This window comes from Neobacillus sp. B24, from assembly GCF_055381825.1.
The window spans coordinates 4256791-4274232 of the sequence record NZ_AP035777.1 but is presented as its reverse complement, the minus strand read 5'-3'; the positions used below and the strand labels follow the sequence as shown (position 1 = coordinate 4274232).

The following is a 17442-nucleotide window of genomic DNA, read 5'->3' as shown; positions in this document are numbered from 1 at the left end:
GAGAGTGTAAAAGGTTTCAAATCCTGCTATAATTTTGCAAAGGGAGGAATGAACGATGCAGTTAAAAAAACTTTTTCAAATGCAAAAAGCATTGGATAGCCATATCCAAGAAAAACATGGTCTTCAGAATGAGGATTTGTTTACAAGAAAGGTTTTGGCGTTATTGGTTGAGGTCGGAGAGTTGGCCAATGAAACTCGCTGTTTCAAATTTTGGAGCGTAAAGCCATCATCACCGCAGAACGTGATTCTTGAGGAATTTGTTGACGGCATTCATTTTATCTTATCGCTTGGAATAGTTTGCGGTTTTGATAAGAGAGAATTTTCTCTGGAAAAAGACGAATCAGCAGACAGCTTAACAGATCAGTTTTTGAAAGTCTATGAAAGAATTACTCTTTTTCAAAAAGGCAAAGGCTTTGCGGAATTTGTAGACTTATTCAATTCCTATATGGCTTTGGCATCTTTAATGGGTATCTCCACTGAAGAAATACAGCAAGCATATTTTCAAAAAAACGAAGTAAATTATCAGAGACAACAAAACAACTATTAAATTTGTTCATTGTCCTGAATTTTCGTTATAATGAAAATTGTACATACATAATAAGGGGGTCAAAGACTCATGGCAAAAATGGATGAAACACTAACGATGCTTAAAGAATTAACAGATGCCAAAGGTATTCCGGGCAACGAGCGTGAAGTGCGCGAAGTCATGAAAAAATACATAGCGCCATTTGCAGATGAAATTACTTCAGATGGACTAGGCAGCTTAATTGCCAAAAAAGTGGGCAAAGAAGGCGGGCCGAAAATTATGGTCGCCGGCCACTTGGATGAAGTCGGCTTCATGATCACGCAAATTGATGATAAGGGTTTCCTTCGTTTCCAAACAGTTGGTGGCTGGTGGGGACAGGTTATGCTTGCCCAACGTGTAACGATCGTAACAAGAAAGGGCGACGTAACAGGTGTGATTGGCTCTAAGCCGCCACATGTTCTGTCTGCAGAAGCCCGCAAGAAGCCGGTTGAAATTAAAGATATGTTTATTGATATCGGTGCTTCTAGCCGCGAGGAAGCGCAGGAGTGGGGAGTCCGCCCTGGTGATATGGTCGTGCCTTATTTTGAGTTTACTGTCATGAACAATGAAAAAATGCTATTGGCAAAGGCATGGGATAACCGAATCGGCTGTGCAATTGCGATTGATGTTTTGAAGCAATTAAAAGATGTAGACCATCCAAACGAGGTTTATGGCGTTGGAGCCGTTCAAGAAGAAGTTGGCTTACGTGGCGCCAAGACCGCTACCTATAAAATCCAGCCTGATATCGGCTTTGCTGTTGATGTGGGTATTGCCGGCGACACTCCGGGAATTTCTGAAAAAGAAGCAATGAGCAAAATGGGCAAGGGACCGCAAGTGGTTGTATTTGATGCTTCTATGGTCGCTCATAAAGGGTTGCGCGACTTTGTCACCGACGTAGCTGATGAGATGAACATTCCGTATCAATTCGAATCCATCCCTGGCGGTGGTACAGATGCAGGCTCGATTCACCTGACACATAATGGAGTTCCGGCATTGGCAATCACAATTGCTACCCGCTACATCCATTCTCACGCGGCCATGCTTCACCGCGATGACTACGAAAATGCCGTTAAACTGATTGTTGAAGTAATTAAGCGATTAGATCGTGAAACGGTTGATAAAATTACGTTTGAATAATAATGAAAAAAATCCCCTGGCAGTCAAATGTGCCGGGGATTTGTTCTTTTAGTGCTTTAAACCACTTTCAAGTGTGGTGAGCATCTCTTTCTTTTCCTCTTCAGATGAATGTTGCCAGATGATTTCAAATAATACGCCCAAACCAGGCAGCATTTTTTCCTCGCCGCTTTGAATCGCGTCAACGATCGTATCTTCCAATTGATCCTGGGTATTGTTGGACACATTGTGTATAACTGCATTTCGCAAATTTAAATTCATACATGGACACTCCCTTTTTACCTAAATTTCTTTATTATCATTTCTTATTTTGGTTTTATTATGTATTTTGATTGGGCTATAATGTAAAAATCAGAGTATTTTTTTGAAGGGGAAAATGAATTGAAATACATACAGTCATTGCAAAATCCGCAAGTCAAACAATGGAAAAAACTATTAACGAAGAAAGAACGCGACCGTTCCGGCACATTTCTAGTGGAGGGCTATCATTTGGTCGAGGAAGCACTCAAGCAAGAGGGGCAGGTATCAGAAATTATCGTTTCGGAAAAAACAGGACTGCCACCCCGCTTGGATGCAGGGCAGACACCCATTTTTATGGTGACAGAAGAAATCTCCGATTCTTTATCGGATACCGAAGCGCCGCAAGGGATTTTTGCTGTCTGCCAGCAAAGTAACCATGATACCTCGCTTGAGGAAGCAAAAACCTTTCTGTTAATTGATGCCGTTCAGGACCCTGGCAATCTTGGGACAATGATTCGCACCGCTGATGCGGCGGGAATCGATGGAGTTATCGTTGGCCGTGGCAGTGTCGATATTTATAACAGCAAAGTGCTCCGGTCGGCCCAGGGAAGTCATTTTCACCTGCCAATCATTCGCGGTGATCTCCAAGACTGGATACCAAAGCTAAAAGAAAAACATATTTCCATATACGGTACAGCACTTGAAGGGGCAACAGCATATACTAGTATTTCCACCACAAGTTCCTTTGCATTAATGGTTGGAAATGAGGGTAACGGAATTAGCAAAGATTTACTCGCTGACACGACAGCTAATCTTTATATTCCAATTTACGGGAAGAGTGAATCGTTAAATGTTGCTGTAGCAACAGGGATTCTGTTATATTATTTAAAAAAATAAATTTGAAACAGTGAAATTTTTATTATATAATAGTCAACAATGTTGATAAATTAAAGACAATGACGGAGAAAAGTATCCGGTCTGTACACCATATAGGGAGAAAGTGCCGCGACTGAAAGCACTTTTATGGGCAGGACAGGAGAAGTTCACCTCCTGAGTCGGCATCGGGACCATTTCGTAAAAGGGAAATGTAAAGATGCACCGGCCGATAAGCCGTTATCTCAATGAAGCGAACATTGCTATGTTACATACAGTGTTTACAAGGGTGGTACCGCGACTAATACCTCGTCCCTTTTTGGGGGCGGGGTTTTTTGTTTTTTTTAAAAATTACATAAAAAATAAGGAGGAATTCACCATGCAAGAACGTTTAAAAGAATTGCAGCAAGAAGCGATACAAAAAGTGGAACAGTCTGCAAGCTTAAAGGAATTAAATGACATCCGCGTTGCTTATTTGGGCAAAAAAGGCCCGATTACTGAGGTACTGCGCGGCATGGGCAAACTTTCTGCCGAGGAACGGCCGGTTATTGGGGCACTTGCCAACGAGGTGCGGGAAGCAATTGCTGAAAAAATTGAGGAGAAACAAAACGAACTTGAAGAAGCAGCCGTTTTAGAAAAACTGGCATCCGAGAGCATTGACGTTACGCTTCCAGGACGTCCTGTGAGTGTAGGAAACCACCATCCGTTAACCCAGATTATTGAAGAGATTGAAGATTTATTTATTGGGATGGGCTATGAAATTGCCGAAGGACCAGAGGTAGAACAGGATTATTATAACTTTGAAGCATTGAACCTGCCGAAAGGACATCCGGCCCGCGACATGCAGGACTCCTTCTACATTACGGAAGAAATCTTGCTTCGTACCCATACATCACCAGTTCAGGCGCGGACAATGGAGAAACATCAAGGCAAAGGGCCAATCAAAATCATTTGCCCTGGTAAAGTGTACCGCCGTGATAACGATGATGCGACACATTCTCATCAATTCATGCAAATTGAAGGCCTCGTTGTCGGTGAGAACATTCGCATGAGTGACCTGAAGGGAACTTTAGAAGTATTTGCAAAGAAAATGTTCGGTCAAGACCGGGAAATCCGTTTGCGTCCAAGCTTCTTCCCATTCACTGAGCCATCAGTCGAGATGGATATCTCTTGTAAAATGTGCGGCGGCCACGGCTGTAACGTCTGTAAGCAGACTGGCTGGATTGAAATTTTAGGTGCTGGCATGGTTCATCCAAACGTACTGGAGATGGCCGGCTATGACTCTAAAAAATACACAGGATTTGCGTTCGGTATGGGACCTGAGCGGATTGCGATGTTGAAATACGGTGTTGACGACATCCGTCATTTCTATACAAATGATGTTCGGTTCCTAAAACAATTTGCGGTGGAAGAATAGGAGGGTGAGTTAAATGTTTGTTTCATATAAATGGCTTCAGGATTATGTCGATTTAACAGGAGTATCGGCAACGGAACTGGCTGAAAAAATAACCAAAAGCGGTATCGAGGTAGAAGGAGTAGAAGTACTTAACGAAGGCATAAAGGGAGTAGTTGTTGGTCATGTTCTAGTACGTGAGCAGCATCCAAATGCTGATAAATTGAGCAGATGCCAAGTTGATATTGGTGAAGGGGAGCCTGTACAAATTATTTGCGGTGCACCTAACGTAGCACAAGGACAAAAGGTTGCTGTTGCCAAAGTCGGAGCGGTGCTTCCAGGGAATTTTAAAATTAAAAAGGCAAAGCTTCGCGGCGAAGAGTCAAACGGGATGATTTGCTCGCTGCAAGAGCTTGGTATGGAAGGGAAAATTGTTCCAAAGGAATATGCAGAAGGGATCTTTGTTTTTCCCGCTGATGCCGAGGTTGGATCAGACGCACTCGGGCTATTAAACAGAGACGATGAAGTGCTCGAGCTTGGACTGACGCCAAACCGTTCAGATTGCTTAAGCATGCTTGGTGTTGCCTATGAAGTGGCTGCGATTCTTGGACGTGAAGTAAAGCTGCCAGAAACAAGCCTTGAATCACTTTCTGAAAAAGCAGATGACTATGTGAAAGTGGTTGTTGAGGCTAAGGAAGACAATCCGCTGTATGTCGCAAAAATGATTAAAAACGTAAAAATCGGCCCGTCGCCGTTATGGATGCAAACCCGGCTTATGTCGGCTGGAATTCGTCCGCACAATAACGTCGTCGATATTACGAACTACATTCTTTTGGAATACGGCCAGCCGCTGCATGCGTTTGATTATGACCGCCTTGGTTCAAAGGAAATCCTTGTCCGCCGTGCAAATGATGGCGAGAAATTCGTAACACTTGATGACGTGGAGCGCACTTTAACATCTGAGCATCTTGTCATTACTAATGGAACCGTGCCAGTTGCGCTCGCAGGTGTAATGGGTGGTGCCAATTCCGAGGTAACGTCTGATACAACGACTGTCTTGTTAGAAGCTGCTTATTTTACTGGAGCAACTGTCAGAAAAGCTTCAAAAGACCATGGCCTTCGCAGTGAGGCAAGCGCGCGGTTTGAAAAAGGGGTGGACCCGAACCGCGTCCGTGCTGCCGGCGATCGTGCCGCCTATCTAATGGCAAAGTACGCTGGCGGTGAAGTGTTGGCAGGTGCAGCAGAGGCTGATACCCTAACAATTGAACCGGCGGTAGTTTCGGTTACGGTTGAAAAAATTAACCGAGTCCTTGGAACAGAGTTAAGCATGAACGACGTGGAAGAGATTTTTGCCCGTCTGCAATTTGAGACATTAGTTGAGGACGATACCATTACTGTTACAGCGCCAACGCGTCGCGGCGATATTAAAATTGAAGAGGATTTAATCGAGGAAGTTGCCCGCCTGTATGGTTATGATAACATTCCGAAAACATTGCCAATCGGCTCTTCAACTCCAGGGAAATTATCAGAGTACCAAAAGAAACGCCGGGTAGTCCGTGCCTATCTTGAAGGTGCCGGCCTGTACCAAGCAGTGACCTATTCCTTAACCAATGAAGAGAAGGCTGCACAATTTGCTTTAGAAAAACGTGAAAGCATTCGTCTCGCAATGCCAATGAGTGAGGATCGCAGTATCCTAAGATTAAGCATTCTGCCGCAGCTGTTAGAGGTTCTTAAGTACAATAGCGCCCGCCAAAATGACAGTCTAGCTGTTTATGAGACAGGAAATGTCTTTTTAGCAAATGGTCAGGATGTACTTCCGGAGGAGAAAGAACATATAGCAGCGGCTATTACCGGTCTTTGGCACTCTCATTCCTGGCAAGGGGAGAAGAAGCCTGTTGACTTCTTCGTCTTAAAAGGAGTATTGGAAGGGGTGTTTGCAAAGTTAGGCCTGTCAGAGCGGATTACTTACGTTCAAGCACAGTTTGACGGCATGCACCCAGGACGGACGGCAGAAATCCTGTTGGATGGCAAAAGAATTGGCTTCGCTGGCCAGCTGCATCCGAGCGTTCAAAAAAACCTGGACCTTAAGGATACCTATGTATTTGAGCTATCACTAAAAGCTATCCTTGCTGCAGGAAGTGATGCCTTGAAATATCAATCCATTCCGCGTTATCCATCCATCACAAGAGACATTGCTCTCGTGGTAAACAGTGAAACGGTGTCAGGTACTTTGTGGGAAATTATTACAAAGACAGGTGCGCCGCTGTTGAAAGAGGCTGCTGTCTTCGATTTGTATGAAGGCGACAAGATGGAGGCAGGCAAGAAGTCGATTGCCTTCTCGTTGAAATATAGTGACCCTGAGCGTACGTTGACAGATGAAGAGGTAACGAAGGTTCATGAGCGCGTGCTTGAGGCATTGAAAGAGCAAGCAGGTGCAGTTTTAAGAGGATAATAAGAAGAGTATCCCCGGTTACTGACTGAGGATACTCTTTTTTTGCGTTATTTATGTTTCTCGTAAATGGCATCATATAGCTTTGTTAATAAGATATCAAATCAGTCAACCCTCCAGCACTCCAAGAGGTTAGCTTTAAGGTTACCATTTTGTAGTCAATGGATATAAACGGGTGATGGTTCTTCTCCTCGGATAAGTTAGCAATTTCGTTTACAAAGGCTATGCCTTTTAAAAACTCTTTAAAACGGTACTTTTTTATAATAAATTTGCCGTCCAATTTCCAGTTGCTCAGTGCTGCCAAAGAACTTTGGATTTCCTCATCTGTAAGTCTTCTCATCTCGTAGTCCTCCTCATTTTTTCTTTTTATTTACCAGTGCCACCGCTTTTTCTGTATTCGCAAAATGCAGTTTCACAAACGATGGCAGCACATTCCTGCCCTTTTTCATAATTAGTTTGGCTGCCGCCTCGTCCACCTGTGCTCCGGCTCCTTTTGGGATCTTAAAGCCGGCTGCCTCGCTCATTTGGTCGATATATTGGATAAAAGCATAGCGGGCGAGAATACTAGCAGCCGCAACGGCCAAGTGGATCCCTTCAGCCTTTGTACTAAAATAAACATTTTCCCGTGCAACAGCCTTTTGGCCGCGAAGATGCTGAAAATAAGTGCTCTCCTGAACAAACTGGTCAATTAAAATACCATCAGGCTTCTCGGGAGCAATTTTCTCCAAAACCTTCAAAATTGCCTGATTATGAAGCAAAGCTTTCATTTTTCCCTGCGACATTCCGCCCTGCTGTACTTGATTGTATTTTTCGTTCTTTAATGTCATCAGACTGAAGGGAACAACATTTTTAATGGTTTTGGCTATTTCCACAATTTTTTCATCGGTTAAATCCTTTGAATCCCTGACGCCAATTGCCTTTAACCAAGGAATATCCTTTTTTCTGACATAAGCAGCAACAACGGTGATAGGACCAAAAAAGTCACCGGTACCGACTTCATCCGAACCAATTACAGACCATTCGCTAAAACCGGCTGGAAGTCCGTTTCCGGCTTTACTCGAAGCCGCACCTTTTTTGGCGGGAGCTGCGACTGAGCCTAACCCTCCCCATTTCCCTGCCTCTTTCTCGCAATCATTCCCCTGAAACAATACCTTGCCAGATTTATAGGCCGTAATGGTGCAGGACGGCGTTTTTGCTGCAAATACACTTCCGGGCGGCATTTTGTCAGCCAAACTCCCCCTGTAGTACTCTTTCATTTCCATTATTTTATTGGTATTCAAAACTAAAACGACATTACCCACAAAAAAACACCACATTTCTATTAAATATATTCACTGTTATAACTTTTCGACTTCAATATTTTCGTGTTATGATATAGTGTAGGATTCGTTGAAAGGGGCATTTACGTTGTCAAACACACAAAAAAATAGGATAACCGTTGATATTTACGGACAACCATATGTTATTTTAGGTACTGAAAGTCCCAGTCATATTCGACATGTAGCGTCGTTAGTCAACGATAAAATGCGCGAAATCAATTCCAAGAATCCTGGGCTGGATGTAAATAAACTTGCTGTGCTAACGGCGGTAAACGCAGTCAATGATTATCTTAAGATGAAAGAAGATTTAGAACGAATGATGATAGAATTACAAAAAGAAAAGGAATAAACAATTATGTTGGATTTGGCAATTTTATTATTTGTGATTATCGGATTTTTTGTGGGCCTTAAAAGAGGCTTTATCCTGCAGCTCGTGCATTTAATAGGTTTTATTATTGCATATATTGTAGCCTATATGTACTATGACGATTTGGCGCCTAAATTAACACTTTGGATTCCTTATCCCAACTTTGGGGAAGGTACCATTTTAAAGGTTTTAACAGATTCAAGTAATATGGAAATGGCTTTTTATCGGGCAATTGCCTTTGTGATTATCTTTTTTGCCGCTAAAGTTTTGCTGCAAATCATCGGCTCCATGTTTGACTTTATCGCCCATTTGCCGGTGCTAAAGCAGCTAAACTTTTGGGCAGGCGGTCTTTTAGGCTTCTTAGAGGTTTATTTCATTATTTTTATTGTAATATACATCGCCGCCTTAATTCCAATAGAACTTTTTCAAACTGCACTGGATGAGTCTTTTATCGCCAATACAATGGTGAAATATACGCCCATTCTTTCGCAGCAAATTCATGATTGGTGGATTCAATAATCCTGCGTAAACTTCTCTCGGGCAGAGAAGTTTTTCTGTTAATGCCAGTAACTGGGGTAAACTAAAGATGCTAACCAAAGAGGGCAGGTTGATTGTATGGAAATGAATAAAAAAGAGATCATTCGTTTATTGGAAACGATCGCCATTTATATGGAATTAAAGGGTGAAAATCCGTTTAAGGTTTCAGCATTCCGCAAGGCTGCATCTGCGCTTGAAACAGACGAACGAACACTGCCTGAAATAGAGGACTTTACCACGATTTCAGGAATTGGCAAAGGAACCGCAGCAGTCATTGATGAATACATAAAAGAGGGTACCTCATCCGTCTTAAAGGAACTAAAGCAGGAGGTTCCTGCTGGATTAATCCCGTTATTGCAGCTGCCAGGTCTTGGCGGCAAAAAAATTGCCAAGCTTTATCAAGAACTAGGGATTACGGATGTTGTGACTTTAAAAGAAGCCTGCCAGGAAGGAAAGGTCCAGGCGCTTGCCGGATTTGGCAAAAAAACAGAAGAAAAGATTCTGGCTGCGATTGCCAATGTCGGGACTAGACCGGAACGGCTGCCAATTGCCTATATGCTGCCAATCGCTGAACAAATGGAAGCCATTCTGTCTGGCATGCCGGGCGTGCAGCGTTTTTCGCGGGCAGGCAGTCTAAGAAGAATGAGAGAAACAATTAAGGATCTTGATTTTATTATCGCCACTACTGAGCCTCATGCTGTTCGTGAGCAGCTATTAAAAATAGAAGGCATTAAAGAAGTGATAGGCGCTGGTGAGACAAAGGTGTCGATCACACTCGATTTGGATTTTGATGTATCCGTTGATTTTCGGATGGTGAAGCCAGAGGAGTTTATCACGACCCTTCATCATTTTACAGGCTCAAAAGACCATAATGTCCGAATGAGGCAACTGGCCAAGGAACGCGGCGAAAAAATTAGCGAGTACGGGGTCGAAAACACGGAGACGGGAGAAATTCTTACCTTTACTTCCGAAGAAGAATTTTACACGTATTTTGATCTCCCATTCATCCCGCCAGAGGTCAGAGAGGATGGCAAAGAGGTCGATATATTCTCTGCTTCAGAAGAATTAATTGAACTGACAGACATTAAGGGCGATCTCCATATGCATACAACCTGGAGTGATGGCGCTCATTCACTTCAGGAAATGGTGGAAGCGTGCCGCGCCAAAGGGTACCAATACATGGCGATCACCGACCATTCGCAGTATTTAAAGGTTGCGAATGGATTGAACACTGAGAGGCTATTAAAACAAAGGGAAGAAATTAAAAAATTAAATGAAAAATATGATGATATTTTGATTTTATCCGGAATCGAAATGGATATTTTACCGGATGGCAGCCTGGACTTCGAGGATGACCTGCTGGCACAAATGGATTTTGTTATTGCCTCCATCCACTCTGCTTTTTCACAGCCTGTAGAAAAAATTATGGATCGGCTCAAAAATGCGTTAATGAATCCCCATGTTGATTTAATTGCTCATCCGACCGGCCGGAAAATTGGCCGCCGTGAGGGCTATCCGGTTGATATCGATTCACTGATTTCACTTGCGAAGGAAACAAATACAGCATTAGAACTAAATGCTAATCCAAACCGGCTTGATTTAGCTGCGGAATACCTGAAAAAAGCGCAAGAAGCCGGTGTAAAAATTATGATTAATACGGATGCACATCGAATGGAAACATTAAAGCATATGGAAATCGGTGTATCATCAGCGAAAAAGGGCTGGATTAAAAAATCAACCGTGTTGAACGCTCTTGATAAAAATGACCTGCTCCATTTTTTGCATAATCGATAATAAAAGGAGGCTCGCCCTCATGAAAGAACGAGTTTTAAAAGTATTAGAATTTACCAAGGTCAGAGACCAGCTATTGGACCATGCTGCCTCTTCGCTTGGTAAGCAAAAGATAAAAGATCTAGTTCCCTCAACGGATTTTGAAGAAGTTGTCAGGCTTCAAGCCGAGACTGACGAGGCGGCAACGGTCCTGCGCATAAAAGGCCATGCACCGTTATCAGGGATTCATGATATTCGCGGCCATATCAAACGTTCGGTAATAGGAAGTGTGTTAAGCCCGCATGAGCTAGTACAGACAGCGAGTACCATCCAGACAAGCCGCCGAATGAAACGGTTTATTGAGGAAATTGCTGAAGAGCGAACGGAGATTCCAATCCTCGAGGAACAGGTCGGGCAAATTATTCCGCTAACAAATTTGGAACAGACAATTAAACAAGCCATTGATGAAAGCGGAGAAGTATTGGACGGGGCCAGCGAATTGCTGCGCTCATTACGGCATCAGCTTCGTTCGAATGAAGCAAGGGTCCGTGAAAAATTGGAAAGTATGATCCGTTCATCCAGCGCACAGAAAATGCTGTCAGATGCGATTATTACCATCCGCAATGACCGTTTTGTCATTCCTGTTAAACAGGAATACCGCGGGCATTACGGCGGGATCATTCATGATCAAAGTTCTTCGGGTCAAACCTTATTCATAGAACCTCAGGTCATAGTCCAGTTAAACAACCAGCTTCAGGATATCCGTGTAAAAGAACAGCTTGAAATTGAACGAATTCTGAGCGAGTTATCTGCAAATGTGGCGGAACACTCAAATGAGCTGCAAGTAATCGTGGAAGTGATGGCAAATTTGGATTTTATTTTTGCCAAGGCTCGCTACGGCAAAAAAATAAAGGCATCCATGCCGACGATGAACAATGAAGGAAGAATTAGCCTATATAAAGCAAGACATCCGCTAATCCCGATTGATGAAGTCGTAGCGAATGATATTATGCTCGGTAAGGAATATACAACGATTGTTATTACCGGACCAAACACCGGGGGAAAGACAGTCACATTAAAAACGCTTGGTTTATGTACGCTTATGGCTCAGGCTGGACTGCAAGTCCCGGCTCTGGACGGTTCTGAACTGGCTGTATTTGATGCGGTATACGCCGATATTGGTGATGAACAGTCAATCGAGCAGAGTCTAAGTACGTTTTCATCCCATATGGTTAACATCGTTGACATCTTAAATAGTGTTGATTTTAATAGCCTTGTATTATTTGATGAGCTTGGTGCCGGTACTGATCCGCAGGAGGGGGCGGCTTTGGCGATTTCGATACTGGACGAAGTTCACCGGCGGGGAGCGCGGGTGGTGGCAACCACCCATTATCCGGAGTTAAAGGCCTATGGCTATAACCGTGAGGGTGTGCTAAATGCCAGTGTTGAATTTGATGTGGAAACATTAAGCCCTACCTATAAACTCCTGCTGGGGGTACCGGGGCGGAGTAACGCCTTTGAAATCTCCAAACGGCTCGGCTTAAATGAACGGGTCATTGAGTCGGCCCGCTCCCATGTCAGTGAGGATAGTAATCAAATCGATAAAATGATTGCCTCGCTTGAGGAAAGCAAGCGTCAGGCGGAGATTGAGCAGCAAGAGGCTAGGGATTATTTAAAGCAAGCCGAGAAACTGCATAAAGATTTGCAAAAGCAAATGATGGAGTTCTACGATAAGAAGGATACCATGCTTGAAAAAGCGGCGGAAAAAGCGGAAGAGATTGTCGATGAGGCCAAGAAAGAAGCCGAGACTGTTATTCGTGACCTCCGGAAAATGCGGACGGAAAAGCATGCAGATATCAAAGAGCATGAATTAATTGAAGCAAAACGGCGTTTGGAAGCCGCCGCACCGGAAGTGAAAAAATCCGAACAACGAATAAATAAAAAATCCAAAAAGCATCAGTATACGCCGGGGGATGAAGTAAAGGTGCTGACCTTCAATTCCAATGGCACCTTGTTGGAAAAAGTCTCTGATAATGAATGGCAGGTTCAAATAGGAATCCTAAAGATGAAGGTAAAAGAAAAGGATTTGGAATATATCGATTCACCAAAACAGGTAGAAACAAAACCGATGGCGATTGTAAAGGGCAGGGACTCCAATGTGAAACTGGAGCTTGACCTGCGCGGAGAGCGGTACGAAAATGCCTTGTTAAGGGTAGAAAAATATATCGACGATGCCCTGCTTGCCAATTATCCGCGTGTATCAATCATTCACGGTAAGGGAACAGGGGCACTGCGGCAAGGGGTTCAGGAATATTTACGAAACCATCGATCTGTAAAGAAAATTCGCTTTGGAGAAGCTGGAGAAGGCGGCTCGGGTGTCACCGTAGTCGAATTTAAATAAATGGGCTTTGTGGGGAGATTAGGCATGGATCAATTTTGGGAAAATGAATATATTCAAATTGCAGCTTATTATAGTGTCGTCATATTATGTTTGGTTGTTTTTTTGGCGATTTTCGAAATTGTCACCAAATATAAAAATTGGGAAGAAATTAAGAAAGGTAACGTGGCAGTGGCGATGGCAACGGGCGGGAAGATATTCGGGGTTGCCAATATATTTCGTTATTCCATTGAGGACCACGATACACTTCTTTCCATGATGGGCTGGGGAGTATATGGTTTCTTGCTATTATTGGCTGGCTATTTTATCTTTGAATTTTTAACGCCAAAATTTAGAATCGATGAAGAAATTCAAAATGATAATCGTGCGGTTGGTTTGATTTCAATGATTATCTCCGTTGGGCTATCCTATGTAATTGGCGCAGGAATTTCATAAGGGGAGAAAAGTAAGTGGAAACATTGGCAAAAGTACTATTTGGTTTATGCGGCCTGTTTATTTTGGTCGGCATCATTTATTTGGTATTCTTTACTTAAATTTTTTTAAACACCACTGGCTGTCGAGAAACTTTCGACAGCCATTATTTTTTTCAATTCACCGTGTTTATTTTGCAAAATCCAGGCAAACGCGTCATGAGCGGACTTTCATGACGTGTCTGAGGAAAAAATCCAATTAAACACGTCATGAGATCGACTTTCATGACGTGTTTGACAAAGTAATGCAGACAGACGCGTCATGAGACAGACTTTCATGACGTGTTTGAGCAAATTATACAGGCAGATGCGTCATGAGGCTGACTTTCATGACGTGTTTGAGCAAATTATACAGGCAAATGCGTCATGAGACTGACTTTCATGACGTGTTTGAGCAAATTATCCAGGCAGACGCGTCATGAGACAGACTTTCATGACGTGTTTGAGCAAATAATCCAGGCAGACGCGTCATGAGGCTGACTTTCATGACGTGTTCGAGCAAATAATCCAGGCAGACGCGTCATGAGACTGACTTTCATGACGTGTTTGACAAAGTAATACAGGCAAATGCGTCATGAGGCTGACTTTCATGACGTGTTTGAGCAAATAATCCAGGCAAATGCGTCATGAGGCTGACTTTCATGACGTGTCTGAGCAAATAATCCAGGCAGACGCGTCATGAGACAGACTTTCATGACGTGTTTGAGAAAATTATCCAGGCAAATGTGTCATGAGGCTGACTTTCATGACGTGTTTGAGAAAATAATCCAAGCAGACGCGTCATGAGACAGACTTTCATGACGTGTTTGAGGATCAATTCCAGACAAACGCGTCATGGGGCTGACTTTCATGACGTATTTGAGAAAATAATCAAGCAAATGCGTCATGAGACAGACTTTCATGACGTGTTTGAGCAAATAATCCAGGCAGACGCGTCATGAGACAGACTTTCATGACGTGTTTGAGAAAATAATCCAGGCAAATGCTTCATGAGGCTGACTTTTATGACGTGTTTGAGGATCAATTCCAGACAAACGCGTCATGGGGCTGACTTTCATGACCTATTTGAGAAAATAATCAAGCAGACGCGTCATGAGACTGACTTTCATGACGTGTTTGAGCAAATTATCCAGGCAGACGCGTCATGAGACCTCCCAAATACCCTTTCTCGACAATTTGACCACCGATTCGTCTCAGTAGGTTTTTATAGTGAAAAAAACTTGTCCCATTTATTTGGCTGAAATAATGAATCATAACAGTCATGTAATCTAATCACAGTTAATAAACTAGATATACTACACAAATTTATAAGGTAATAGACAAAAGGTAGTAAATCATACAAAAACTAGGAAATCTCATTGTTAATTGTCAAAATCTGTACTATAATTGGTTTGGATGTTAGAATTTTAAAAAAATTGAATAAAGGGGGCTCAACATGTCGGAGTTAAAATCGTGGTTAAAACATTATCCTGAAGAAATTCCAGCCACACTTGACTACTCCTCAGAACCAGTACAGAAATATTTGGAAAAAACAGCTAAGAATTATCCTAACAAAGTTTCCCTCCATTTTATGGGGAAAGAAATGACCTTTAAACAACTATATGACGATTCATTAAGCTTTGCCTGTTATCTTCAGGGAACCTTGGGGATTAAAAAGGGAGACCGGGTCGCCATCCTGCTGCCAAATAGCCCACAAAATGTAATCGCTTTTTTTGGTACATTACTGGCTGGCGGAATTGTTGTGGAGACCAATCCATTGTATACCGAAAGAGAACTTGAACACCAAATGAAGGATTCTGGTGCAAAAGTAATTATCACTTTGGATATCCTTTACCCTCGAGTTTCGAAAGTTATGCCACAAACAGAATTAAAACACATCATCGTTACCTGCATCAAAGACTACTTACCGTTTCCGAAAAACCTCGTTTATCCTTACATCCAGAAAAAACAATATGGACTTGTCGTTAAAGTAAAGCATGAGGGCCATACACATTTGCTTACAGAAATCTTAAAACAAAAACAGAAAAATCTTACGGAGTATGAATATAACCTAGAGGAAGACATTTGTCTGCTTCAATACACAGGCGGAACAACTGGAATGCCAAAAGGCGTTATGTTAACCCAAAAAAATATTATTGCCAATACAGAAATGAACAACGCCTGGGTCTATAAATGCAAACCAGGTGAGGAAGTCGTTATGGGCATCCTGCCATTTTTCCATGTGTTCGGCCTGACAACGGTCATGATACTGTCTGTCAAAATGGCTGCTAAATTGGTGTTAATGCCAAAATTTGATGCGATTGATACATTAAAGACGATTCAAAAACAGCGGCCAACCTTATTCCCAGGTGCACCGACAATCTTTATCGGCTTGTTAAACCATCCGGACTTGAAAAAGTATGATTTATCGTCGATTAATGCCTGCATAAGTGGTTCTGCGCCACTCCCGCTTGAAGTTCAGGAGAAATTTGAAGCGATTACAGGCGGTAAACTTGTTGAAGGCTATGGATTATCAGAGGCATCTCCGGTAACACATTCCAACTTCTTATGGGGAGAACGGGTAAAAGGAAGTATTGGTGTGCCGTATCCTGACACAGAAGCCAAAGTGGTGTCACCGGAAACAGGGGCAGAAATGCCGTTAAAAGAAATCGGTGAAATTATTATTAAAGGCCCGCAAATTATGAAGGGGTACTGGAATCGTCCTGAAGCGACAGATGAGGTCTTAAAAGATGGCTGGCTTTATACCGGTGACCTTGGTTACATGGATGAAAATGGTTATTTTTATGTCGTGGATCGTAAGAAGGATATGATTATTGCCGGTGGGTATAATATCTACCCTAGAGAGATAGAAGAAGTATTATACGAACATCCCGATGTGGTCGAAGCAGTCGCTGCCGGAATTCCTGACCCATATCGTGGTGAAACTGTTAAAGCATATATTGTATTAAAAGAGGGGTCAGCTGTTACTGCTGAAGAAATGAACAAATACGCCAGAAAATATCTGGCAGCCTATAAGGTACCAAGAAAGTATGAATTCAGAAGCGAATTACCGAAAACAGCTGTAGGAAAAATTTTAAGACGAATGCTGGTGGATGAAGAACTGCAAAAATTAGAGGATGAAAGTAAAAAACACGCTTAGCAGCTTAGAATATGCCATTATTTTTTTTTGATACTAGAGACTTGTCCTATCTAAATGTGAAAATTTGATGAAGAAGTATTTCTTGACAGAAGTACATATAAAAATTATTATAAAAATATGAATGATTATTCATTCATATTTTTCTTTTTTTATGATTGAATTATATCAAATTTTCTTCAAATGAGGGATTGTAGTGAAAAAGTTAAGACCCAAATACATGCAAATTATCGATGCAGCGGTAGTTGTTATCGCTGAAAATGGTTACCATGCCGCTCAGGTTTCAAAAATCGCGAAACAGGCGGGAGTAGCTGATGGGACCATTTATCTTTATTTTAAAAATAAAGAAGACATCCTTATCTCCCTCTTTGAAGAAAAAATGGGACAATTTGTTGAAAATATAGAGGAAAAAACAGCAGGAAAACAGACGGCGGCAGAGAAGTTATTAATGATGATTGAAACTCACTTCCAACTCCTCGCAGAGGATATCCACATGGCAATTGTGACACAGCTGGAATTGCGCCAGTCCAACAAGGAATTACGTTTAAAAATCAACGATGTCCTTAAAGGGTATTTACAGTTGATTGACATCATTATCATGGAAGGCAAGGAAAATGGGGAGTTTGCAGCCGATCTCGATGTTCGCTTAACAAGACAAATGATTTTTGGGACTATTGATGAAATTGTTACTTCTTGGGTAATGAGTGAACAAAAGTTTAATTTAGTAGCGTTGGCACCCAAAGTCCATAGTCTTTTGATTAATGGCCTGGGGAACTAATTGCAATAAAGGG

General features: G+C 42.3%; 15 protein-coding genes and 1 other annotated feature. Of the genes, 12 read left to right on the top strand and 3 right to left on the bottom strand.

Annotated elements, in window-relative coordinates:
* The first annotated feature begins 55 nt into the window (after nt 1-55).
* Nucleotides 56-547 (top strand): dUTP diphosphatase, encoded by a 492-nt coding sequence (locus ACZ43M_RS21245; protein WP_464504503.1) that lies wholly within the window; start codon nt 56-58, stop codon nt 545-547.
* A 69-nt stretch (nt 548-616) separates the two neighbouring features.
* Nucleotides 617-1702 carry a M42 family metallopeptidase gene (locus ACZ43M_RS21240; RefSeq protein WP_464504502.1) on the top strand — a complete coding sequence of 362 codons (1086 nt, stop codon included), beginning with the start codon at nt 617-619 and terminating at the stop codon, nt 1700-1702.
* Between the two features lie 48 nt (nt 1703-1750).
* Here the strand turns inward: ACZ43M_RS21240 and sspI are convergent, their stop codons facing one another.
* Nucleotides 1751-1960 carry a small acid-soluble spore protein SspI gene (sspI, locus tag ACZ43M_RS21235; protein WP_464504501.1) on the bottom strand — a complete coding sequence of 70 codons (210 nt, stop codon included), beginning with the start codon at nt 1958-1960 and terminating at the stop codon, nt 1751-1753.
* Between the two features lie 120 nt (nt 1961-2080).
* Here sspI and ACZ43M_RS21230 point away from each other — a divergent pair, with 120 nt between their 5' ends.
* From ACZ43M_RS21230 to pheT, 3 genes are all read left to right on the top strand, one after another.
* Entirely contained in the window at nt 2081-2836 is a 756-nt protein-coding gene (locus ACZ43M_RS21230) for a TrmH family RNA methyltransferase (RefSeq protein WP_464504500.1), read from the top strand.
* Nucleotides 2837-2886: 50 nt separating this feature from the next.
* Nucleotides 2887-3132 (top strand) — a binding site (T-box leader).
* 59 nt (nt 3133-3191) lie between these two features.
* Entirely contained in the window at nt 3192-4229 is a 1038-nt protein-coding gene (gene pheS, locus ACZ43M_RS21225) for a phenylalanine--tRNA ligase subunit alpha (RefSeq protein WP_464504499.1), read from the top strand.
* A gap of 13 nt (nt 4230-4242) precedes the next feature.
* Nucleotides 4243-6657 (top strand): phenylalanine--tRNA ligase subunit beta, encoded by a 2415-nt coding sequence (gene pheT / locus ACZ43M_RS21220; protein WP_464504498.1) that lies wholly within the window; start codon nt 4243-4245, stop codon nt 6655-6657.
* An 85-nt stretch (nt 6658-6742) separates the two neighbouring features.
* On the opposite strand, the gene ACZ43M_RS21215 is transcribed toward pheT, so the two are convergent.
* Complete coding sequence (locus ACZ43M_RS21215; RefSeq protein WP_464504497.1) at nt 6743-6994, bottom strand: 4a-hydroxytetrahydrobiopterin dehydratase; 252 nt, start codon at nt 6992-6994, stop codon at nt 6743-6745.
* A gap of 13 nt (nt 6995-7007) precedes the next feature.
* A complete protein-coding gene (rnhC, locus tag ACZ43M_RS21210; RefSeq protein ID WP_464504496.1) occupies nt 7008-7955 on the bottom strand; it encodes a ribonuclease HIII in 948 nt (315 codons plus the stop codon).
* A gap of 106 nt (nt 7956-8061) precedes the next feature.
* Between rnhC and zapA the strand changes: the two genes are divergently transcribed.
* The 7 genes from zapA to ACZ43M_RS21175 all read left to right on the top strand — a co-directional run bounded on the left by zapA (nt 8062) and on the right by ACZ43M_RS21175 (nt 17429).
* Nucleotides 8062-8322, top strand: coding sequence for a cell division protein ZapA (gene zapA, locus ACZ43M_RS21205; RefSeq protein ID WP_464504495.1), 261 nt, complete (start codon nt 8062-8064; stop codon nt 8320-8322).
* Between the two features lie 6 nt (nt 8323-8328).
* A complete protein-coding gene (locus tag ACZ43M_RS21200; RefSeq protein ID WP_464504494.1) occupies nt 8329-8859 on the top strand; it encodes a CvpA family protein in 531 nt (176 codons plus the stop codon).
* A gap of 96 nt (nt 8860-8955) precedes the next feature.
* Entirely contained in the window at nt 8956-10671 is a 1716-nt protein-coding gene (gene polX / locus ACZ43M_RS21195; protein WP_464504493.1) for a DNA polymerase/3'-5' exonuclease PolX, read from the top strand.
* 19 nt (nt 10672-10690) lie between these two features.
* Nucleotides 10691-13048 (top strand): endonuclease MutS2, encoded by a 2358-nt coding sequence (locus tag ACZ43M_RS21190; RefSeq protein ID WP_464504492.1) that lies wholly within the window; start codon nt 10691-10693, stop codon nt 13046-13048.
* A 24-nt stretch (nt 13049-13072) separates the two neighbouring features.
* Nucleotides 13073-13480: a DUF350 domain-containing protein gene (locus ACZ43M_RS21185; RefSeq protein WP_464504491.1), complete on the top strand. Its 408-nt coding sequence runs from the start codon at nt 13073-13075 to the stop codon at nt 13478-13480.
* 1470 nt (nt 13481-14950) lie between these two features.
* Nucleotides 14951-16654, top strand: coding sequence for an AMP-binding protein (locus ACZ43M_RS21180; protein WP_464504490.1), 1704 nt, complete (start codon nt 14951-14953; stop codon nt 16652-16654).
* 193 nt (nt 16655-16847) lie between these two features.
* Complete coding sequence (locus ACZ43M_RS21175) at nt 16848-17429, top strand: TetR/AcrR family transcriptional regulator (protein WP_464504489.1); 582 nt, start codon at nt 16848-16850, stop codon at nt 17427-17429.
* Nucleotides 17430-17442 lie beyond the last annotated feature (13 nt).

What these genes read in the sequence shown, in the direction of transcription:
- ACZ43M_RS21245 (WP_464504503.1), top strand. Translation starts at nt 56, where the DNA reads ATGCAGTTAAAAAAACTTTTTCAAATGCAAAAAGCATTGGATAGCCAT.
- ACZ43M_RS21240 (WP_464504502.1), top strand. Translation starts at nt 617, where the DNA reads ATGGCAAAAATGGATGAAACACTAACGATGCTTAAAGAATTAACAGAT.
- sspI (WP_464504501.1), bottom strand. Translation starts at nt 1,960, where the DNA reads ATGAATTTAAATTTGCGAAATGCAGTTATACACAATGTGTCCAACAAT.
- pheS (WP_464504499.1), top strand. Translation starts at nt 3,192, where the DNA reads ATGCAAGAACGTTTAAAAGAATTGCAGCAAGAAGCGATACAAAAAGTG.
- pheT (WP_464504498.1), top strand. Translation starts at nt 4,243, where the DNA reads ATGTTTGTTTCATATAAATGGCTTCAGGATTATGTCGATTTAACAGGA.
- ACZ43M_RS21215 (WP_464504497.1), bottom strand. Translation starts at nt 6,994, where the DNA reads ATGAGAAGACTTACAGATGAGGAAATCCAAAGTTCTTTGGCAGCACTG.
- ACZ43M_RS21200 (WP_464504494.1), top strand. Translation starts at nt 8,329, where the DNA reads ATGTTGGATTTGGCAATTTTATTATTTGTGATTATCGGATTTTTTGTG.
- polX (WP_464504493.1), top strand. Translation starts at nt 8,956, where the DNA reads ATGGAAATGAATAAAAAAGAGATCATTCGTTTATTGGAAACGATCGCC.
- ACZ43M_RS21190 (WP_464504492.1), top strand. Translation starts at nt 10,691, where the DNA reads ATGAAAGAACGAGTTTTAAAAGTATTAGAATTTACCAAGGTCAGAGAC.
- ACZ43M_RS21185 (WP_464504491.1), top strand. Translation starts at nt 13,073, where the DNA reads ATGGATCAATTTTGGGAAAATGAATATATTCAAATTGCAGCTTATTAT.
- ACZ43M_RS21180 (WP_464504490.1), top strand. Translation starts at nt 14,951, where the DNA reads ATGTCGGAGTTAAAATCGTGGTTAAAACATTATCCTGAAGAAATTCCA.